The organism is Winogradskyella flava, from assembly GCF_014243395.1.
Lineage (GTDB): Bacteria > Bacteroidota > Bacteroidia > Flavobacteriales > Flavobacteriaceae > Winogradskyella > Winogradskyella flava.
On sequence record NZ_JACLCP010000002.1, the window covers coordinates 553871 to 576538 of the forward strand.

21 protein-coding genes are annotated in these 22668 nt (G+C 34.5%); 3 read left to right on the plus strand and 18 right to left on the minus strand.

Annotated elements, in window-relative coordinates; all coding sequences use genetic code 11:
- Positions 1-129 precede the first annotated feature (129 nt).
- The gene (locus tag H7F21_RS09655) at positions 130-2277 is read left to right on the plus strand and encodes a tetratricopeptide repeat protein (protein WP_185789058.1); all 2148 of its coding nucleotides are present in this window, start codon (positions 130-132) and stop codon (positions 2275-2277) included.
- An 82-nt stretch (positions 2278-2359) separates the two neighbouring features.
- Here H7F21_RS09655 and H7F21_RS09660 read toward each other — a convergent pair whose 3' ends face one another.
- The 9 genes from H7F21_RS09660 to H7F21_RS09700 form a co-directional block, all read right to left on the minus strand.
- Entirely contained in the window at positions 2360-3763 is a 1404-nt protein-coding gene (locus tag H7F21_RS09660; RefSeq protein WP_185789059.1) for a hypothetical protein, read from the minus strand.
- On the minus strand, positions 3760-4314 hold the full coding sequence (locus H7F21_RS09665) for an RNA polymerase sigma factor (protein WP_246431454.1): 555 nt from the start codon (positions 4312-4314) through the stop codon (positions 3760-3762). The genes H7F21_RS09660 and H7F21_RS09665 overlap by 4 nt, the downstream gene beginning before the upstream one ends.
- A gap of 92 nt (positions 4315-4406) precedes the next feature.
- The gene (locus H7F21_RS09670; protein WP_185789060.1) at positions 4407-5684 is read right to left on the minus strand and encodes an LVIVD repeat-containing protein; all 1278 of its coding nucleotides are present in this window, start codon (positions 5682-5684) and stop codon (positions 4407-4409) included.
- Between the two features lie 73 nt (positions 5685-5757).
- Complete coding sequence (locus H7F21_RS09675) at positions 5758-7296, minus strand: YifB family Mg chelatase-like AAA ATPase (protein ID WP_185789061.1); 1539 nt, start codon at positions 7294-7296, stop codon at positions 5758-5760.
- Between the two features lie 28 nt (positions 7297-7324).
- Positions 7325-8284, minus strand: coding sequence for a YheT family hydrolase (locus H7F21_RS09680; RefSeq protein WP_185789062.1), 960 nt, complete (start codon positions 8282-8284; stop codon positions 7325-7327).
- Between the two features lie 105 nt (positions 8285-8389).
- Positions 8390-10009, minus strand: coding sequence for an adenine deaminase (gene ade, locus H7F21_RS09685; RefSeq protein ID WP_185789063.1), 1620 nt, complete (start codon positions 10007-10009; stop codon positions 8390-8392).
- Between the two features lie 73 nt (positions 10010-10082).
- Positions 10083-11396, minus strand: a complete 1314-nt coding sequence (gene tilS, locus H7F21_RS09690) for a tRNA lysidine(34) synthetase TilS (protein ID WP_185789064.1) — start codon at positions 11394-11396, stop codon at positions 10083-10085.
- A 60-nt stretch (positions 11397-11456) separates the two neighbouring features.
- On the minus strand, positions 11457-12071 hold the full coding sequence (locus tag H7F21_RS09695) for a hypothetical protein (protein WP_185789065.1): 615 nt from the start codon (positions 12069-12071) through the stop codon (positions 11457-11459).
- Positions 12072-12129: 58 nt separating this feature from the next.
- The gene (locus H7F21_RS09700; RefSeq protein ID WP_185789066.1) at positions 12130-13422 is read right to left on the minus strand and encodes an anthranilate synthase component I family protein; all 1293 of its coding nucleotides are present in this window, start codon (positions 13420-13422) and stop codon (positions 12130-12132) included.
- Between the two features lie 80 nt (positions 13423-13502).
- Here H7F21_RS09700 and H7F21_RS09705 point away from each other — a divergent pair, with 80 nt between their 5' ends.
- Both H7F21_RS09705 and H7F21_RS09710 read left to right on the plus strand, forming a co-directional pair.
- Positions 13503-14393 carry an aldose 1-epimerase family protein gene (locus H7F21_RS09705; RefSeq protein ID WP_185789067.1) on the plus strand — a complete coding sequence of 297 codons (891 nt, stop codon included), beginning with the start codon at positions 13503-13505 and terminating at the stop codon, positions 14391-14393.
- 40 nt (positions 14394-14433) lie between these two features.
- On the plus strand, positions 14434-15789 hold the full coding sequence (locus H7F21_RS09710) for a DEAD/DEAH box helicase (protein ID WP_185789068.1): 1356 nt from the start codon (positions 14434-14436) through the stop codon (positions 15787-15789).
- A gap of 95 nt (positions 15790-15884) precedes the next feature.
- Here H7F21_RS09710 and H7F21_RS09715 read toward each other — a convergent pair whose 3' ends face one another.
- The 9 genes from H7F21_RS09715 to H7F21_RS09755 form a co-directional block, all read right to left on the minus strand.
- Positions 15885-16718, minus strand: coding sequence for a mechanosensitive ion channel family protein (locus H7F21_RS09715; RefSeq protein ID WP_185789069.1), 834 nt, complete (start codon positions 16716-16718; stop codon positions 15885-15887).
- A 34-nt stretch (positions 16719-16752) separates the two neighbouring features.
- Positions 16753-16926, minus strand: a complete 174-nt coding sequence (locus H7F21_RS09720; RefSeq protein ID WP_185789070.1) for a hypothetical protein — start codon at positions 16924-16926, stop codon at positions 16753-16755.
- A complete protein-coding gene (locus H7F21_RS09725; RefSeq protein WP_185789071.1) occupies positions 16910-17503 on the minus strand; it encodes an RNA polymerase sigma factor in 594 nt (197 codons plus the stop codon). Before H7F21_RS09725 ends, H7F21_RS09720 begins: the two co-directional genes overlap by 17 nt.
- An 88-nt stretch (positions 17504-17591) precedes the next feature.
- Positions 17592-17996 (minus strand): DUF2721 domain-containing protein, encoded by a 405-nt coding sequence (locus H7F21_RS09730; RefSeq protein WP_185789072.1) that lies wholly within the window; start codon positions 17994-17996, stop codon positions 17592-17594.
- 110 nt (positions 17997-18106) lie between these two features.
- The gene (locus H7F21_RS09735) at positions 18107-18634 is read right to left on the minus strand and encodes a DUF6624 domain-containing protein (protein WP_185789073.1); all 528 of its coding nucleotides are present in this window, start codon (positions 18632-18634) and stop codon (positions 18107-18109) included.
- Positions 18635-18852: 218 nt separating this feature from the next.
- Positions 18853-20076 (minus strand): alpha/beta hydrolase, encoded by a 1224-nt coding sequence (locus H7F21_RS09740; protein ID WP_185789074.1) that lies wholly within the window; start codon positions 20074-20076, stop codon positions 18853-18855.
- Between the two features lie 18 nt (positions 20077-20094).
- A complete protein-coding gene (locus H7F21_RS09745; RefSeq protein WP_185789075.1) occupies positions 20095-21414 on the minus strand; it encodes a serine hydrolase domain-containing protein in 1320 nt (439 codons plus the stop codon).
- A 124-nt stretch (positions 21415-21538) separates the two neighbouring features.
- Complete coding sequence (locus H7F21_RS09750; RefSeq protein WP_185789076.1) at positions 21539-22165, minus strand: La RNA-binding domain-containing protein; 627 nt, start codon at positions 22163-22165, stop codon at positions 21539-21541.
- 41 nt (positions 22166-22206) lie between these two features.
- Complete coding sequence (locus H7F21_RS09755; protein WP_185789077.1) at positions 22207-22560, minus strand: hypothetical protein; 354 nt, start codon at positions 22558-22560, stop codon at positions 22207-22209.
- Positions 22561-22668: the final 108 nt, after the last annotated feature.

The window sequence follows — 22668 nt, forward strand, 5'->3', positions numbered from 1 at the left end:
CAATTAATTAGTCAAGTAAAAATACACTAAAAAGTAATTTTATGTAATTTTTAAAAGCTTGAGCCTATAAATACTAATAATACTACTTATATTTAGTCATAATTTTAAATTAGCTGTTAAAACATATAAATGTCGTCTGAAACTAAAAAAAAATGGATTAACACCTTAAAATTCTTTGCTGCCTATCTCGTGGCAGCTTGGACGTTCCTGCAATTTGTAGATTGGGTTTTAAATCGTTATAGTATTTCTCCATATTGGGTGGATATTTTACTATGGTTCTTTATTGGCATTAGCCCATCATTACTCATATACCTATACCATCAAGAACGTTTGAGTAAACGCATATTAAAACTACGCGAGAAAATATTCATCCCTCTTAATGTCATTCTGTTAATACTTGCCCTTTATTTCGGTTTTGGGAATAGTGACCTAGGAGCTACTACTAAAGAAATTAAGTATACCGATGATCAAGGTCAAGCACAAAAAGAGATTATAACCAAAGAAGAATTTAGAATTGGCGTGCCCATATATGGCTTTAAAAACTTAAGCAAAGACGAATCTCTTTATTGGATGCGCTATGGTATTGGTAGTTTACTGGTAGAAGACTTATACCAAAATAAGAGCCTCAGCCCTTCCTTTGGTTATTATATGGATACATCAACTAAAATAGAAGATGCCTCGCTCTTTAACGACTTTTATATAGATGGGAATTATAAAAAAGAAGGTGATAATTATGTCATAACCGTTTATAAACGAAAGGCAACAAACGGAAAGAAACTAAAAGAAAAAACCTTCACTGGACCTGATTTTTTACTGCTAATTGATGAAATAACCGTTTTCATAACTGAAAATTCTGGTTTTATAGAAACTAACCAACTACGTTATTTAGACTACCCTGTAAATGAGTTTATGAGTGATTCTCTCAACGCCATAAAAGAATATGTAGATGGGAATTATAGTAAAGCCGTTGCGATTGACAAGGAATTTGCATTAGCCTATTTGGAATATGCCAAAAGATCCCTAAGAATTAGCAGAGGCAAATTAGAGGTACAGGATTTAACGGATAAAGCCTTTGAAAACAGAAATAAGCTACCACTACAAAGACAGCTAGAAGTTCATATACAACGTAATTTGGCCTATGAAAATTTTGATGATGCAGCGAGGCAAGTTAAACTGCAGTTGGAAGTAGATCCGCACAACCCATTTTACAATGATGTTTTATTTAGTATTTACGGTGAAACAAAACAAACCGATAAATTTCTTAAATCCTCAGAGCGGTTGTTTGACATGGATCAGAATGCAGAAACAGGAACGGACCTTGCTGTAGCCGCTATGGTCAATGGTGATGATGATAGACTAATAGATGAAATAAAAAAATACGAGATCATAAGCCCCAATTTAAAACTGTTTAGACTTCAACCCTTATTGTTTAAGAAAGAAGTTAAAAAAGCCGAAGTACTTTTAGAGGACATAAAAACACTAAATTCTAGTTATAAAAATAGAGCAAGTGTTTATGATTCCGTTGTTTCATATTTGAAGCAAAATGGATATGATATCTCAAAGTTTAAAAAGTTTGAAGGCACTTATCGGTCTAGTCTAAACGAACAAGTTCATACATACTGGATTGAAAACAATAGACTGATACAATATGTAAAGAATCAAATGATGGATGCATTTATTCCCGCAGGAGAAAACGCTGTTGTTTCGGGCTTTATAAATAACGAAACCTATAAAGCTGATTTAGTATTTACCGATTCAGGAAAACCAATTGGCATAAATTTCAATGTTGTTAATTACCGTAATACCAACACCTATTGGTACTGGAAAGAAGATGAGACCATACAAAAAGCCCACGAAGCTTTTGATAATGGGGATTTGGAAAAAGCTGCAAGTCTATATAGCATTGCTCTAGAAGAAAATCCTAAACATGCCTATTTGAAAAATTATTTACAACATCTTTCCTACGTAAAAGAAACGGATAAAGATTCTTTGCTAAAGCAGCACGAGCGTTTTACCGGAAGTTATGGTCCACGAGAATTTTGGATAGAGGATCATAAGTTTTTCTATAAGCGTAAAAGCGAAACGGTAGATTTACCACGAGTAGAACTCTTGGCTATTGGCGAAAATACATATATGGATTTAACAAGATCAAATACATTGATGCTTTTTGAAACTACTGACAAAGGTAAACTAGCTTCTGTATCCCACTCGTTTAATACGGAAAAATGGGAATGGGAGCCTACCGTAGGAGGTGAAAATTATTTTGAGAAAGATTAATAAGTCATTTCGACCAACTTATAGAATTTGTCGTCATCTATTAAATGGCGTTCTCAAAGGTATTTCTAATTAACAATTAATTTCAGAATTTGTATTGTATCCCAAACAAAGCTCTAAACTGGGCGTTTTTAAAATTCTGATTGTTAGTGTTAATAGGTTTTTCAAAATAATTATAGCTCGGCTCTAGAAACAGGTTCATCTTTTTGGTGAATTCGTACGAGATATTAGAATTTATAGTTGCTCCAAAAATCGTCGAATCGACCCCAAGGCTTTCACCTATTTGATTACCATTCAAAAACGCCCTATTATCCGTCAAGAAATTGACATTACCACCAATACCAAGCGACACCGTATACTTTTGTTCTTTAAGCAAAGCATAAGAAAACTCCAATGGCACCTGCACATAATTTAATTGTTGCTCCAAAGTCCCCTCATCAACACCAGGTTCAAAAGTAGAAAAATCATTAGCTAATCCCGGAGAAAACAAAAAGGATATAGTTTCATTATTTACAAGGACAGAGCCACTATTTTCAGATAAGGATACATCAGACGTTGCATAAAGGACATTGTTTATTTCTTGGCCTAATACATTCTTTCCAACACCAGATTTCACCATCCATCTGTCCGAAATAGCATACCCAACTTTTAAGGCATATATAAAGTCATTTTGAGTAGCTGTATTTACAGAGGTGTTTTCAATAGACCCTTTGGACGTCATATTAGACAATCCGCCCAAAACTTCCAAAGACCATTTTGCGCTTGGTATTATTTCGATACTTGTGCTGTCACTTAAATCCTCAGCTGCAGCCATAAGTTCTTTCGCTAGATCTAGAGCCGGCTTTTCGTTGTTTTTTGAAATAGAATCATTACTTGCTATTACTTTGTCTTTGTCGGATTGGACTAGACGTTCATTGTTCTTTTGCAAGTTTGGATGTTCCTTGTTATTGGCTTTATCATTTGTTTCCTTTTCAATATTCTGGGCATAGCTTTTATTATGGCTAGCAACTTCGTCTTTCTTGTATGATTTTTTATCATAAATACTTTTAGAAGTTTGATGCTCCTTTTGATTCTTCTTTAATAGTTCAGAACTATTTGATTGTTGTTTTTGATTCTCATTATGAATTGATGAATTTTCCTCAATGTCAGCTACTTTAGGCACAGTGCCGTCCTTGATATCATCTGCAACTGTCGTGTTATCTATTTTAGTAGTCTGAGTCTCTGATTCATCTATGGCATTGTCGTCTGCGGCATGCTCTACATCTGTAACTTTTATATCAGATTTATTATTAGGCATCAAATCATCCGTCATTATATATCCCAAAAGGAGTACCAGAATTGCTGCAGCTGAACCCCAAAACCAAATGATTCCTCTCCTTTTCTTTTTAGGATGAAGTCTCGATTCTATTTGGTCCCATAGCTCTTTAGGAGGTTCCTTTGAGAATGCTCCTAATTCACTATAGACCTCTTCAATATTATCTTTCTTCATGATACTTTTTCTTTAATTTCTCCAATAATATTTGACCTCAACACCCTTTTTGCCCTACTCAACAATGATTTTGAGGTTCCAACTGCCATATTTAGTTTATCTGCTATTGTTCTATGATCACAACCTTCAAAAACATAAAGATTAAACACCATTCTATAATTATCTGGCAATTGTTGTATATGTTTTAATAATTCATCTTGAGATATTACAGTATTACTTTCATTAGCCACATCCTCGATCTCATTGTTTAAATCAGAATCTTCAATCGCAACATGAAGACGTCGACTTTTGTTTCGCAAAACTTCAAGTGCTTCATTAATAAAGATGCGCTTTGCCCATCCCTCAAAACTTCCTTTATATTTAAATTGATTTATTTTTTGAAATAAAGTGACAAAAGCGTCCTGAAATACATCATCTGCCTCTGCTTTATTTTTCATATATTTTAGACAAATACCATACATAACAGGAGAAAGCAACATGTATAATTCACGTTGCCCTTCCCGATCTTTCTCAACACATTTTTGTATGAGTATTCGTAGTTCTTTATCCAAGCGTATGCTAGTCTATATGTTAATTAAGGTTTTTCTTATACGGTAGAAAAAGGAGTTTAATTCAATTCAGATAAATACAAATTAGTCTAATTCTAAAATTGAATAGTACTAATAAGTTCCAATTCAAAATCGTTCACATAATTATACTGATGGATTACATTTTCTCCAACTGCAATTAAATGGGACGATAAAGGAATGACATCTTTAGAATTACCGTCATAGGTGTTTTCCAATACTATGTTATTAGGGTTTTGAGCATCGAACACATTTATGCCATCGTCATTACAAACGTATAATACATTGTCCTTAATACCTAATCCATAAGGGCTAGACAAAAAGTATGTAGAATACTCCGTAGGTGCTGTGATATCCGAAACATCAATGATATTGACTTGGTCTTCAATTGAACCGCAAGCGTTTCCTCCTCTAACAGTTATATATGCCGTGCTGCCTTCGACCACAACAGGATCACAACCTGTGGCATGTAGAAAAGATGATGTATAGACTGGATTAAACTCATCCTGCAAACCGACAATATGCATACCGTTCGTAGCACCAATGAACAAGTAATCGTTTTGTATAAATGTCGTTTCCAAAACAGCAGCACCAAACCAACTTTCCATATAGGTCACTGATGTTGCTGAAATCGCATTATAATCCGTGATATCGAATGTAAACAAGGCATAATCGTCTAAGGTATATAGCGCGTTATTATAAATCTGGAATTTTGCATAAGAACCACCTGTACCAATAGTATTAGATGGAACGGCATTATCAAAAGCTCCAAGAAATATATCCACACTGTTCCAATTAAATATATCCTCATTATTATCTGCCTCAATCCTTTCCATCTGAATCGTTTCATATCTAGCAACAAATTCATCCTCATTCGCCGGATATTCATTTCTAAAATATGAGACATCTTGAGGATATGTGGCATAATAAGACAGCATATCTTCTTCTGTATTAACTAGTTGAATATCCATGACGTTGCTAATATCAAACACCACTAAATCCATAAAATTATCGGCATAAAGAATATTATTCTTTATAGAAATATCATTAACACCCTTTAAGGCTATAAATGCCATATTTTGCGGGTTTTCAGGGTTTTGATTATTAAAAATATGAATTCCTGAATATTGTGCTATATAAAGCAACAAGTCATTATAGACATAAATCTTACCATCGGAATTCGTAGGTTCAGGACCTTTAATCTCAATCGAGTTTCTAAAATCAGCTTTAGACTCTATCACTGGAACTACTACGTTGACCGGATCAAGAAAACCATCACCATCATCCTTATTACAATTTGTAAGCTGTAAGCATGTTAATACAACTAAAACCAAGGGTAAAATTTTATGTTTCATCTTATTTAAATTTAATTAGCTTTTACTTATTAGATGAAAAAAATATAAAAGGTTGCAGTGTATTATAAAAAAATTATCCCAACCAACCCTCTCTATCCAAACTTCTATATTGTATGGCTTCCGATATATGATTTCCTAATACACTTTGAGAACCCTCTAAATCCGCTATAGTTCTCGATACTTTTAAGATCCTATCATAAGCCCTAGCTGAAAGGTTTAGACGTTCCATGGCGGATTTAAGCAATTGCAAAGAAGCTTCATCTAATTTACAATATGCACGGATTTGCTTGGTGTTCATCTGCGCATTGTAATGTACACTATCCAGATCCTTAAAACGTTGCGTTTGTAATTCTCGCGCTGCCGTCACACGTTTTCTGATATCGACTGATGATTCCCCTTTTCTATCGTCAGACAATTTTTCAAAAGGCACAGGAGTCACTTCAATATGAATATCAATACGATCTAATAAGGGTCCAGAAATTTTACTTAAATAGCGTTGCATTTCTGCAGGACTAGAGGTCACAGGAGCATCTGGGTCATTAAAGTAACCTCCGGGACTTGGATTCATACTTGCCACCAACATAAAAGACGATGGATAGGTGACCGTAAACTTGGCTCTGGAGATGGTCACTTCCCTGTCTTCCAAAGGCTGACGCATTACTTCCAAGACCTCACGCTTAAATTCAGGTAATTCATCTAAAAACAATACACCGTTGTGCGATAAGGATATCTCACCTGGTTGTGGATAACTTCCCCCTCCTACAAGCGCAACATTTGATATGGTATGATGTGGACTACGAAAAGGCCGCTGTGCCATTAGACCAGCATGTGCCTTAACACGACCAACGACTGAATGAATCTTAGTCGTCTCTAAAGCTTCGTGCAAGGTCATTGGCGGCAATATTGAGGGCAGTCGTTTCGCCAACATGGTCTTGCCAGAACCAGGAGGACCAATCAAAATAATATTATGGCCACCTGCTGCTGCAATTTCCATACAGCGTTTTATACTCTCTTGCCCTTTGACATCTGCAAAATCAAACTCAGGAAAATCCAAGTTTTTATAAAACTCCTCTCGTGTATTTATTATAGTTTCTTCCAGAAGTTCACCCTTATCAAAGTGGTTAATGACTTGTGTGATATTATCCACACCATAGACTTTAAGATCATTAACGATTGCTGCTTCCTTAGCATTCTGCCTTGGTAAAATAAAGCCCTTAAACCCCTCTTCCCTTGCCTTAACGGCAATTGGCAAAGCACCTTTAATGGGTTGCAAACTGCCATCCAGAGACAATTCGCCCATAATAAGATAGTCCTCTAAATCTTCAGCTTTAATTTGATTGGATGCTGCCAGTATGCCTATAGCCAACGTTAAGTCATAAGCAGAACCCTCCTTACGTAAATCGGCAGGTGCCATATTTATCGTGATTTTTTTACCTGGAATACGATACCCATTATTTTGAAGTGCAGCCGCAATACGATAATTGCTCTCTTTTATCGCATTATCTGGAAGTCCTACTAGATGATACCCAATTCCCTTATCTACATTGACCTCAACGGTTACTGTTGAAGCCTCCACACCAAAAACGGCACTAGCGAATACTTTTTTGAGCATAGATGATTAGTTTTCTTAAATCTACAAATTAAACTTGATTTATAAAATCCAAAGCACGCCATTCATTATAATAAATATTCCCTTTATTGATAAAGCCAACATGCCCTCCATATTTTGGCATTTCTAAATTCAAATTAGAGTTTTGCTTGGCTTCTATTACTGGATAGCAGCTTTCGGATAAGAATGAATCATTAAGCGAATTTATAATTAATGATGCAACTTTTATATTCGGTAGAAATTGTAAACAACTTGCTTTATCGTAATAGTCGTAAGCATCTTTAAAGCCATGTGCTTTTGCAGTATAGACATGGTCAAAGTCTATTAAACTTTTTATTGAATTAAAATCCGTAACCGATATGTTTTTAGGGAATTGTATTAATTTTGGTTTTAACTTATCTTTTAAATGTTGCAAAAACCGAATAGCGTAGTGTTTGTTTTTTAAACTTAGCAATTCATCACAAGATCCTTTTAAATCGCATGGTGTAGAAATTGCGATTACGGCTTTGATTTCGCTTGGAATATCCTCGCGCTCACCAATATATTTTAGAGCCATGTTAGCACCTAAACTGATGCCTTTGATGTAAACATCGTTATACTGGTTCTTCTCCAAAATATAATTGACCACAGCTTCTAAGTCTTCGGTTGCACCAGAATGATAACTGCGATACAACAAATTAGATTCACCACTACAGCCTCTAAAGTTAACCGCACAAGCATCAATACCATTATCATTGAACAATTTTGCTGTTCCTGTGATATACGGACGCTGTGCATGCCCCTCTAATCCGTGCAATAGAATAATAACCTTATTAGACTCTTGTTCCGCATAGCTCCAATCTAAATCCAAAAAATCATTATCTGGTAAAGTTACGCGTTCTCTTGTTTGGTCAACACCTTGAACTTTTCTTGCTAATCCAGAAAATACGGTGGACACAAAGCTTGTCTTTGCCCAAAATGGTGGTTTGTATGTGGATTCTATGATTGGCATTTGTTTAGTTTTCAGTCAGTTCGAGTGAATTTCAGTTTTTGAGAAAACTGAAATTTGTATCGAGAACTAATTCGTACCTCAGAAATCACTCGAAGTGACATAAATTTAGATTTCAAGATTAGTAAATTTAAATGTATTACCGTCAAATAAACCTATGTCACTTAACTTCAAAGATGGAATTACCAATAAGGCCATAAAAGACAAACTCATATATGGCGCATGGAGTGTGCTTCCCATGTCTTTAGCCATAGTGTCCAATTCAGCATATTGCTTTCCAATAGTCTCTGCATTTTGATCACTCATTATGCCTGCTACAGGAAGCGGAACTACTTTCTCTTGAGTATCGCTGATGGCACATATCCCTCCTTTATTTTCAATTAACAGGTTGACCGCTTTACAAATGGCTTCATCAGAAACGCCAACAGCAATGATATTATGGGAGTCATGACCTACAGAAGACGCAATAGCACCTTGTTTCAATGCAAAATTTTTGATAAATGCTATTGCTGGCTTGTCATTCTTGTAACGATTGACGACTGCCATTTTCAAAATATCACTTTCGATATTAGACACTAGATTACCATTCTTAATCGTTGCTTTTTCGACGATCTCATTGGTCACCAACTCACCATCTAGACATTCAATGACTCTAATTTGTTCGGTATTTGATTCAAATCTAAAATCTTCTATATACTTTTTATCTGTATTGAAGTTATTTAAATTTTTGAAGTCAACATGCTTTATTTTTGAAATTCCATGATCATAAACTAAATCTCCATTGATATACGTTTGAAGCGTTCTAAAGGTTTTTAAATCCTCAACCACAATACAATCTGCTGCATCACCAACATGTAATAATCCGACATCCAAACCATAATGCTTTACTGGATTGACGCAAGCTGCCTGAAGCACTTTAAACACATCTATCCCTTTGGCCACTGCTCTAATGCATAGTTCATTAATATGTCCCAATAATAAATCATCAGGATGCTTATCATCACTACAGAACATCATGCTTGCATAATATTCTTCGAGTAAATCGATTAGCGCATTAAAGTTTTTAGCAGCACTACCCTCTCTAATGATGACTTTCATGCCCTTTTGCAATTTCTCTAAACCCTCTTCGTAAGTAAAACATTCATGGTCAGTAGATATACCTGTAGCAATATATTTAGATAAATTATCGCCTCGTAATCCTGGAGCATGACCATCAATAGGCTTATTGTAATGCTTTGCCCATTCTATCTTTTTTAATACTTCGGCATCATCGTAGAGAACGCCTGGATAATTCATCATCTCGGCTAAATAGGTAATGTCAGGATTAGCCAATAAGCTTTTAATAGCATTAGAATCTATGACTGCTCCTGCAGACTCAAAACTGGTTGCAGGCACGCAACTAGGTGCTCCAAAATTGAATTTAAAAGGTGTCTGCTTTCCGTTCTCAATCATAAATTCAACACCCTCAACTCCAAGTACATTCCCAATCTCATGTGGATCTGAAACCGTAGCTACAGTTCCATGGGTAACGGCAACTTTTGCAAACTCAGAAGGTACCAACATAGAACTTTCAATATGTATATGTGCATCGATAAATCCCGGTAAGATGTAATGGTCTTCTTTGCAGTCTCTTTCTTCTATAGAGATTATCTTGCCATTTTCAATGGTGACTTCGCCTTTGAAGATTTTGCGATTTGGTACATCTACTATATTGCCTTTTAGTTTCATATAATGCTGTAAAACATGGTTCTCGATACATCCCGACTTATAAAGTCGGGACACTCAAACTGACATTGTTTTATTACTTTAACCCTATTTTTAAAATTTGTTTCGTATTGTCAGTTACCCTAAATCGATTATCTGCTCTTTTACCAACTACCCAAACAATCGCGTTATCAGTGGTTAAAACCCAAGTGTTCTCCTTAGCTACTGGTGACATTTTTTCATCCTTAAGGTACTTGCTTAGCTTTTTCTTTCCTTTCATGCCAAACGGACAAAATACATCTTCTTTTTGCCACAGTCGAAGTTCTAATGGAAAATTCAATTGTTCCCTATCGACATAGATGGTATTTTTAGAATTGTCCAAAACAGCATCAGCTTCAGCAAAACATAAGATTCCCAGAGGTGTTTCAACTTTTTCATCGAAACTAGAAATAACAAAAGATGCCTCATCTTGCTCAGAATGACAATCAGTCAAAATTAAAAACTCACGATGTTTTATAAGTCTGTGCGAAGTCGACTTAATATATTTACCTGTTTCTGCATTCAATAAATCAACCAGATCATTCCACTCCGTAAATCCATAATCCTTAAGCATTTCAAATAAATAGGCTTTTGGATTATTGACTTTCTTAAATTCCGCGACCTTATAGGTAACTCCTTGCTCATCAATATTTACAATAGCGCGCTTAGCTACTGCATTTAAGCTTTCTTCTACAATATCTGCAGTGTCATTAAGGTGCTCCAATGTATTTTGAAAACTGTCCAACAGTTGCGGATTAATCTCTTTTAAAATCGGCACGACTTCGTGACGCAATTTGTTTCTTAGGTATTTTCGGGAGGTGTTACTGCTGTCTTCCTGCCATTTGATATGATTCGCTTTAGCATAAGCTTCTATTTGTTCTCTAGAAAACTGAAGCATAGGTCTTACAACATTAACATTGATTTCAGGAATTCCTGTTAGCCCATTTAAGCCAGTGCCACGCGTAAAGTTGATTAAAAATGTTTCGAGATTATCATCGGCATGATGTGCCGTTAAAATATAGTCAAACTCAAGTTGTTCTGCCAGCTCATTAAACCAATCATAACGCAATTCTCGTGCTGCCATTTGTATTGAGCGTTTATACTTCTTGGCATAAACTTCTGTATCAAATTTTTGAATAAATACCTCAACATCCAAAAGTTCGGCTAATTCCAGTACGAAGTCCTCATCTGCATCGCTCTCTTTTCCCCTGAGATTAAAATTACAATGTGCCAGTGCGAAATCAAGGTCGAGACTTTTGCATAAATAAGTCAACGCCACACTATCTATGCCTCCAGAAATGGCGATTAAAAGCTTACCGTTCTTTAGAAAAGAAAACCTCTTATTAATATGAACTTGAAATTCCTTAAGCACATATCAAAGTTATCGAAATTAAGGTTTACGATACAACTATTCCATTATTAAATGTGACAATTATTCCACGCTGAAAAAAAAGTGCCCTTCCGTACCTGTTCTGGTAAAAATATCTTCACAGTTTTGGAATCTAATCCTATTGTCCAAAGTATTATAGGGACCGAAGATATCCGAATTATTTGTTCCTTCAATGTTAAAATTGTTATTGAACGTATTGACAATACAATAATCTCCCGGAGTACTAACTGATAGTCCCAACCTGTAGTTATAGGTTTGATTATCCGCTGATAACACTGGAATAACTGTAATAGCCTCAAGACAACTCACAATATTAAAGCCTTCTCCCAAAGTATAGCTGACCGAATAGTCTTGTGCTATTTCTGCATTTAAGTCGCCTAATTCACTATTTAACTTTAATATAAACATCCCTGATGCAAATTGCTCAGGGTTGTCAACAGCTTCTAGCTCTTCGTCCTCATCGCAAATATCAAAAAGTAAGGCAGAGGTTTCTGCGTTTAACCATATGGTTTCATCTGCAGGATATACCTCAGTGTTATTTTCTATGTTAAGCGTATAAGTTTCTGGTTCTGAATACCCACAAACCAAGTCATCCTCTTCACATAGAACAGCAAACAAACAAGGGGCAAGAACTAAAAATTTTAAATGCTTTTTCATTGAGTTTATGTTTTTTTATAGATGGCGAAAGCGTAAAAAGGTTGCGTCAAAATTAATGCTAATTTTCAAGAACCTCGCGCATGGCCTTTGCTTTTATTAAGCATTCTTCATATTCTTTTAAAGGGTCACTCTTTGCGGTAATCGCACTACCCACCGAATATGAGATATACTTCTTTATGCTATTGTAGAGAATACTTCTAATGACCACATTAAAATCGAAATCGCCATTTGGTCTAAAATAACCCACCGAACCAGAATATAATCCACGTTTAGTGTCTTCTAAATTTTCAATAATTTTCATTGCTGAAATTTTAGGAGCGCCTGTCATGCTCCCCATAGGAAAGGTTGTCTTTAAGACATCTACAGGCTTTACATCATTTGACACTTTTGATGTTACTGTAGAAATCATTTGATGCACCTGCAAGAAAGAATAGACTTTACAAAGCTCCTCAACTTTCACACTTCCCTTTAGTGCTGTATGCGACAAGTCATTACGTACCAAATCCACTATCATAATATTTTCACTACGTTCCTTTTCGTCTTTACTTAAATTCTCAGCAAGTGTTTTGTCTTCGGCACTATCTAAAGATCGCTTTGCAGTTCCTTTTATGGGCTGTGAAATCAACTTTTCGCCATCCCTTTTTATGTAACGTTCTGGTGAGGCTGACATCAAATACTTATACTCCATTTTTAAAAATGTGGCAAATGGTGGTTTTGAAATCGTATTGAGCTTGTGAAATGTTTCCAGTGGGTTTATTGTACTGTCTTCGGCATAAAACTCTTGACAAAAATTAGCTTCATAAATATCACCTCTTTGTATATGGGCAAGCATTTTATTGGCTTTTTCGAAATACTCATCTTTATGAATTCTAAGTTTGATTTTTATTGCATCTTCAGACCTCTCGACAAGGACCGAAGTAACAGCGTGAATTGATATTAAATCTTCTTCTATTTCATCATCAACCACTTTTAAATATTGAATCTCAACTTGATTATCTCTAAATAGAAATAGTTTCTTGGGCTGAAAAAAATACAATTCAGGAAAGTCAAGACCGTCAAAATTATTCGATGTCAAGGTTTCAGTAGCATTCTTTAAATCATATGTAAGGTAGCCAAAAATCCAATCCTTTGTTGTGGTTTGATACTCCTGCAAACGGTTAAAAGCATCAAAGCAATCTGTTTTTAGGCTTGTAAAAGCATCCACAGCTAAAATGGCATCATAACTACTGTATTTATCCTTGTGATTATTGGAGTCTAACCAAACAACATCATCAAATTGCTGTGCCCAAAGCAATAATTGCTTTTTAAAATCTTCAGGTTTTTTTAGTGAATGCTGTACTTTAGTTCTCAAAAGCTCTTATTAATGTGGTAAAAATAAATAGAATACTTTTTAATTGTGGAAGAATTGTATATTTCAATAAAATAATATCTATGTACAGCCTAAAAAATGATCAACTTAGAATACGCATTAAGCATGAAGGTGCCGAACTTTGTAGCATCACGAGTGTAACATCTAATCTTGAGTTTTTATGGCAAGCAGACCCTAAGTTTTGGGAAAGCCATGCTCCCAATCTATTCCCAATAATAGGTGTTATGAAAGATAATACCTACTATGTTAACGGAAAGGCCTATAATATGCCAAAGCATGGTTTTGTTAGACATAATGAATCTTTTGAAGTTGTATCTAAGTCGGACACAAAGATGACTTTTAAACTTAATTCTAATAATGAATTAAAAGTATTATACCCATTCGATTTTGAATTTTTATTAACGTATGAACTTATTGAAAATGCATTACACGTGCACCACTCAGTAAAAAATCTAGATGACAAAACCCTATACTTCTCCTTAGGCGGCCATCCTGCCTTTAATTGTCCATTGCATGAAAATGAGCATTACACAGATTACGTTTTAAAATTTGAAAATTCCGAGACCAGTCGATCTTATATTCTAAATATGGCTTCTGGTTTAGTGACTGATAAAACAAAATCCGTATTTACAAAGTGTGATGAAATCGAATTACAGCCAGATTTATTCAATGAAGATGCCTTAATATTTAAAGATCTTAGCTCAAGAAAAGTCACTTTAAAGCATAAAGAAAAGGGTAATATATTATCAGTAATTTTTGACAAATTTCCGTATCTAGGTATTTGGGCAAAGCCCAACGCACCCTATGTTTGTATCGAGCCTTGGATAGGTATTGCAGATTCAGAAAACACTAACCAACAGCTTTCTGAAAAGGAAGGCATTGTAGCCTTGAAGTCTAATTCAACTTTTTCTGCCACATATAGTATCGAAATAGACCAAACCCATTTGGTCTAAGTAGATTATAAATGGTAGCTTTGCACAAAACAAGACCGTTTTGACCTTTCAGGATTTAAATTTAAATACCCCTCTATATAACGCCATTGATGATTTGGGTTTTAGCAACCCGACTCCTATCCAAGCAGAAGCTTTTAATGTCGTGGCATCTGGTAAAGATGTTGTTGGCATTGCGCAAACAGGTACAGGTAAGACCTTTGCCTACATGCTACCTATTTTGCGGCATCTAAAATATTCACAACAAGATAACCCAAGGGTTTTAGTTTTGGTGCCAACACGTGAATTAGTCGTTCAGGTGGTTGACGAGATTGAAAAACTATCTAAATACATCAATAATCGTGTTTTGGGTGTTTATGGTGGCACAAACATTAATACGCAAAAGCAAGCCGTTGCCCAAGGACAAGACATCATTGTGGCCACCCCAGGTCGTTTGTACGATTTGGCGGTAAGCCGAGTGTTACAGTTAAAATCTATTCAGAAATTAGTCATTGATGAAGTTGATGTGATGCTCGATTTAGGTTTTAGACATCAGCTGATGAACATATTTGATATTCTACCTGAACGTCGACAAAATATTATGTTCTCCGCAACAATGACAAGTGATGTCGATGAATTAATTACAGATTTTTTCATCAACCCAAATAAAATCTCCATTGCAGTTTCTGGTACACCTCTAGAGAATATTAATCAACAGCGATATAATGTTCCTAATTTTTATACCAAGGTAAATTTGTTAGAGCATTTGTTTCAAACTAAGGATGAGTTTTCCAAGGTTTTAATCTTTGTGGCCTATAAAAAAATGGCTGATCGTCTATTCGATAGACTTGAAGAGTTATTCCCAAATGAAACTTGCGTCATTCACTCCAACAAGACGCAGAATTATAGATTACGCAGTATAGAACAGTTTCGAGAAGGTGAACATCGGTTGCTAGTAGCTACGGATGTTATGGCCAGAGGTCTTGATATTGATGATATAACTCATGTTATTAATTTTGACACTCCTGATTATCCTGAGAATTATATGCATAGAATAGGTAGAACTGGTCGTGCAGAAAAATTAGGACACAGTCTATTATTTTCGACGGAAAAAGAACAAGATGCTAGAGAGCGCCTTGAAGATTTAATGCAAATGCACATAGAGACATTAGATATTCCTGATACTGTTGAAATATCGAGTGAGCTTATTGAAGAAGAGCGACCTCAAATAAAAGAACATTACAACCCTACAAAACGAAGAGCGGAAGACGAACCAGGGCCAGCTTTTCATGAAAAGAAAGACAAAAACAAAAAGGAAAATCTAGGCGGTTCTTATAGACGAGAAATTGCTAAGAAATATAAAAAGCCAAAAACTAGAGGCGATAAAAATTATAACAAACGCAATAAAAAGCGTAAATAAAAAGAAACCCCTTCATATTGAAGAGGTTGTCTTTTATATCTCAAGTACGGCAGGACCACATTTTATTTATAAAAATAAAATCTATAACCCTAACCTTATAGTTGGTCCTGCATTTGTACTTGATTTTCCACAATTTCGTCTATAGGGACTATAAGCTTACCTTTATGGTTCTTAAGTATTATTGAGATATTTTCTACGGCCTCTATAGTATAATTCTCATTATTAAAAATAATTTCTTGCCCGATTTCAAATGTCTTACGCGCGTAAAATGCTTTCATTAGCTTTCCCACAACTTCTCTAGCTCCTAAACCAAAGGCTATAGCGAATGCCAATAGAAAAGCAGCAATAATCATATTAATATTATTGGTGATAATCTCAGTATCAATACCAGCTTGGTTCAGTGCTGTAATAGAAATAAAGGTTAACAATAGAAAGAATACCACTTGGCTTATCATCTTTCCTCCCGATAAGTCCATGGACTCAAAAAGTGATTTTAGGCCATTCTTTACAAAATTTGCAAATAAAAGACCAATCATAAAGATGACTAACGCTGTTAGTAATTTCGGAAGATAAGCTAATAACTCAGCTATTTGCTCCGAAATGATTTTAAGACCCATTATATCTGATGCCATTATAATGAGCATGATATACATTAACCATTTCACAAAACTGGATACAACCTTTATCGTATCGAAATTGAGGTTTTTACCTTCAACAATTTCAATTTCGTTAATTTTTTCATCTAGCTTATTGACTTTAGCAAGTTTTAAAACTTTCTTAATAACCTTTACGATGAGCTTGGTTACAAAAAAGCCAATGAGTAAGACGAAAAATGTTCCGATTAAATTCGGGAATATTGCTGAAATCTCTAACCACATTGATGAAAGAGATTCCATTGCTATATCTTTAAATCCTGTTACTTTTTCCATACTAATAATTTTAATGTTAGGGTTTATTCAGTATTTATTCTTTTCTACTATTACTTACGCTATCAATGATATGGCCGAGATTATACGAAAATAACTCAGCTAAATCCATCAATAACTTAGCCATTGCAATATCATGCATGACTTTACTTTTAAGCTCTGCTGGCACCTCCTTTAAAGGCTGATTTATTTTATTAAATGGATTTTCCATTCTTCGTATAATTATCGTACTTCTGTACTAGTTTTTCTTTTGCTCTTTTCAAGCGCATTTTTACAGCACTTTCTCCTATATCTAAAGCACTGGATAACTCTTTAATCGAAAGGTTATCTTCATACTTTAATAGTAATATCATTTTTTCTTCAGGCGACATCAACTCCATGACTTTCTTTAATTTTTCTACTCGCATGTTTTGAAACTCACGCGTAGAATCAATATCCTCACCTATATTCTGAATGTCAACATTTTCTGAACTTACAGATTTTTTCTCAAACTTTTTTGCTGTATTTCTAGTCACATAATTTACACAATGATTATAGGTAAATGCATATAACCATGTCGAAAATTTAGATTTGCCCTTAAAGCTTCCCAACTTTACAAAAACTCTTAGAAACACGTCTTGTGTCAAATCCTTAGCCTCATCCACACCATTAGCAAAACCATAGCACTTATTATACACCATAGTAGCATATCTATCGTACAGCACCTCGAACAACATGGTGTCGTTGGTTTTAACGATTGCTTCTACGAGCGCTTCATCGGTTAGGCTATGAGTAGCGTCTGCTGTCAATTGATGTATTTGTTCGTTTTAACTTGGTTAGTTATTCTTTTAAGACACAACATTCTAAATGAGGTCACAAAAAAATTTAAAAAATTTCCTACTTTTTTAAACTTTCTTCCATATCGCTTAGATGATGCTGCAATGCCTGAGCAGAAATCTGGATTTCCCTAATCAAAAAAGCCAATGATAATATTAACAATATCAGAGCTGTTCCAAAAATCCAAACAGCCACAACATGTTGATTTATATAAATAAGAAACATGGTCAATACGCAAAGTAAAAGACTGGATATACCAAAGATTTGCATCCAACGTGTTAGGTTTAGCCGCAATTTTAGATTATCGATTTGTCGAATTAATGAATCTTGAGGTCGTTCTCGATATTTTTCGCTTAAATTTCTTATTACGGCTGCATACGCCAAGAACCTATTGGTATATGCCAACATTATCAAAGAGATAGCCGAAAATAAAAGTGCTGGTGTGGTTAATGTTAGTTCTTCCATTGATCCTTTTTACAAAATTACTGAAATAAAAAATGAGGTATAAAAAAAGCGAACTTAAAAAAGTTCGCTTTAAGATAAAGTCTATTTATAAGACCTAATATTATACTGATTTATTCTATAACAATACCCTTTTGTTTTGCAAAGGTCTCTATGGTTCCTAAGCCTAATTCTTTTCTACGTTCGTTTACACTATCAGGATTCTCAATATCAAAAAATTGTGGTGTTCCAGAAGTATAATCTATTTGTGTCCCATAAAGTTGTGGTTTGTCTGAATTGATTAACATCCTATCAATTAAACGTGCATAATGAACTGCTTGAGATTCTTTTTTAAGTACCGAAGCCAATAAAAGTGGTGCATATTTTTCTTTTGACTCTGCACTTCCGTGCTGTAAAACGGTCCAGAGTGATGTATTTGCCAACCTTCCTACTTGAGAAATACCAAGCCACCCGTAAGAATCTATAATATCAGTAACTTGCTTTTCAAGCACCTTATCTTGTGCTTCTACAACTTCCCAAAAATAATCGTATGCCGCTGAATCTTTACCTAGCTTATTCTCTGCATCCATATAGATGCGTCTAAACGTCTGGTCTTTCATAAAAATGATTTCTAATTCTGTTTTTAAAGAATCTAATTCCATTTGGGTTGGCGTTTTTTGTTGGCCATAAACCATTGATGAAATGAATAGGATAAAAAACAATTTTTTCATTTTATTAATTAATAAATTTCTTTAAATATAACTAAATAGTTAGTTTAAATTTTGAGTTTGTATTGGTCTACTTTAATCGTGATATCAATTGTAAAGAAAAATCTTAACCCTTATTATAAAAAGGTATAGAGTGGTTCCGTTTATCATTATTAGTTCTCAAGTTTCTCAAGTTTAACACTAGCATCTTCATTCCCATCTATATCAATGGCTTTTTTATAATATGCAATAGCCACTGCTTTATCTTTTTGTGATACATAATAATCTCCTAATGCAACCCAGCTTCCTGATTTATCTGGATAAAAATCTAGATTCATTTCAAAGAAAGCAAGGGCTTTTTCAGGAAGATTGTGACCTTCTAACATAAAGAAACCAACATCATTTATTAAATTCCATTCTGGTTTTATTTCACGCTTCATTCGTTTACTCAATTTTTCGTAGTGCTTGTAATAAGGATCTATAAGTTGTTCAATCGAATACCTTTTTGGTGTATTAAACCTCCACATCTCATGAAATGGAAACCATGAAAAAACAGATCTTAACCCATTATATTGCGCTGGTATGACTACGCTTCCATGATCTTCATCTTTAAAATATTCCCATTTATAATTGAGTTTTTTGCTATTTTCTACTAACAAGTCATGAAACTTTAGATTAGCTCTAATCTGCTCAGTAGGTTCTGTTTTATCCTTTCTTACTTTAACGGTATCCATAGCTTTTCCAAGACTGTTAGCAACGGCTATATACAATGATTTCTCTTTCAGGTTTTTCGCATTAATTTTTTCCTCAGCTTCTTTTACGAGTTGCTCTTTATCCCACCATAGGCTGGGATCTATGGCTAAATAGTTATCAAAAACATTGTCGTGATTCAAAAAAGTGTAGAGTACAAATAAACCACCTGTAGAATGACCTATGATTGTGCTATTATTCTCTGCTGGATATTTATTATTTATAAAAGGTTTTAATTCTTGTTCTACAAACATTAAGAAGTTACTGGCACCTCCAGAAGTTTTTGATTCATGTCCACGCTGAAATGGCACATTAGTTGGTGTAAAATCCCTGGTTCTATCGGTATTGGTAATGCCTACAATAATGGAGTTAGGAATCTGCCACGGTATTAATTGCTTTAGCATCGCAGTTATAGAATAGAAATTCTTAGATGCATCTAGCACGTAAATCACTGGATACTTTTTTAAGCTATCTATTTCTTCTGGGACTTGTATCCAAATTTCTCTTTGCTCCTTTAATCTTTCAGAATACAAACTATCAACTTGCCCAATTACAATTTGTTTTTCTCCATTTTGATTTAGTTGAGCTGTTCCCTTAAAATGAAAGCATGATATAATTAAGGCGATAATAACTGTATAATTTCTCATTTGCCGAATAATCTTAATTTACTGTTTCTTAAACATTATGGGCTTATCATCTCCTTTTGTAAATTTTACAGCTCCAATACCTGGATAAAAATCCAACACGATTCCTAAAGTATCAAATGTAAATTGATGCTGCTTAGTAGGTGTTAATTCTTTTAAATTACTCTGTTCTGGAGCGCCCATTAAAATAGTGCCATTAGCTTTAAATATTAACTTATACTCAACTTCTTCACTAGCATATTCACCTTCATATTGCTCTACCTGCTGTTCAGTTAATTCAATTTCTGTAAAAACTGGTATGGTAATAGGTTGACCAGCAGAAACACGAAACGCCGACATCATAATATCAATTTTTCTGTAGTCCAATCCGTTAGCAACTAAAGCAATAGTAGTCTGCATGTCGGGAATATGTACCAATACCGATTGAAAACCATCTATACCACCTTCACTTGCATAAACGTCCAATCCATTGACATTAGCATAGAACAGTCCATGACATACATCGTTATTATCCGTTTTCTTCATGTCTTCAAAACTAGAGGTAGACATGAGTTTTCCTGTAAACAAGGCATTCATAAATTGAGTTAAATCCTTAGATGTAGATACAATAGCACCAGCACCACCTGGATTGGACATATCTGTTTCCTGTTGTTTTAACCAATAATTAAGTGCTATTGTGTAAGACTGACTTTCGTTTGATTCCACATCGATCTTTCCACCGTAATAGGTGCTTTTTAATCCTATCTTATCAGTAATTCTGGCTTTTAGAATTTCTGCATAATTTTTCTTATCTAAATCCTCTGCGATATAGCCCAATAATAGATAATTGGTATTACTATAGGCTATGTCCTCACCTGGAGTAAAATCTAATTCATACGCTTTTATTCTTGATAGCATTTGTTGTTTTGTTGACTTTTCTAGCATCCAATCCCCAAACTTTGGATCATTGGTAATATTGAAAAGCCCACTACTATGGCTTAACATCTGGGCAATGGTAATGTTTGAAGCGTTTGGGATTTTGGGATAAAATTGTGATAACGGTGTACCTAAAGTCAGTTTTCCTTCGTCCACCAACTGAAAAATCATAACTGCAGTAAATGCTTTGGTAATAGAACCTATTCTGAATTTCGTTTCTGTTGCGTTTTTAATTTTACCATCAACATCGGCATATCCGACAGCTTTATTGTACACTTCTACACCGCCTTTTGTAATGGTCATCGCACCCATAAGCTTATTATTAGTTTCTAGAACAGTTAAAAGTTCATCTAGCTGATTAAAATTTTGTGCATTTAAGTTGAGGGCATTGCAAAGCAACACGAAAAGAAGACATATCTTTTTCATAATAGAATTATTTGTATGTTATTGAAATTGTTTTTTACTATTTACTGGCGTATGGTCATGTGCCAGTGTGTAAAATCCTTACTGGTTTTTAAATTAAAGACCAAGTTTATTTTTGAGAGTAGCTTTAATTATTAGGTCTTTCAGGAATATAAATAACATCGATTTCAATATCATTTCCATATTTTACTAGTATGGAACATAATACAGAAACAGTTTCTCCGTTGTGACTAGCAGGTTTCATCACTGGCATTTTTCGGAGTACCCTAAGGATTTCTGCTTGAATAGTTATTTCTGAATCCCTAACTTTCATACCGGTTAAGTTTCCGGTTTGGTCAATTATAAAAAAAGCATCTACCTGCTTTGGTTCAGTGAGGTTTAAATCTTTAGATAAATTGACGTTAAACTCTCTTTTAATAAATGCTGCTATTTTAGTCTTAAAACATGCTCTCGTTTCTTCTTTTGAAAGATTATCACAACCGTCATAGATAGGTGCTATTTCTACATCTTTTAATACCATTCTATCATCAGGACTATAATTTGCTAAGCCTTCATCTCGCGACATTATACTGCATAAACTCAAAATAGCCTGCTCCTCTTCTTTTGTGATATTTCCTTGTACCATTATCTGTTGTTGAACAGCGTTAATTTTCATTATCAATTCACTTTCAGAAATTTGTTCTGAAGATTTTTCGTTGCAAGAGAAAAAAAGCAATATTGTACTTAAACTAATAATTAATCTTAATTGATTCATAGCGGATATTTATTTGATTATACCTTATAGGATTAATTTATTTAAGCTTTTAAACTCCATTTGTAAACTAAAATCCCTAATCGACCAATTACAAATGAAAACACACCAAAAGTTATGGTTAATAAAGAGACTTTTAGTCCTGCAGAAAAAAGGTCTGGTCTTGTTTCACCTAGTGCTTCTACCATATCAAACAGTTCAATAATTCCTAATAAAGACCCAAGGCAGCCAATAACGAGTGATAGTAAACTTGAATCTACAGCAAGACTAATCATCTTTTTAGAATGTATTTCGTCTTTAGTTTTGCCTATAAAGGCTTTTGCTATAAAAAATAATGATAGTATTAATAGTACTAAAATAATGTACATAATTGGGCCGCCATCGTTTAATAATCTCATAGTAAACTATTTTAAAATGTTAGTGTTGATCAAATTTAAGATGAAATCAAACTTCAAAAAATTGTTTTGCGACCAACAACCAATTTTAAGTTGGATTTAACTACAAAA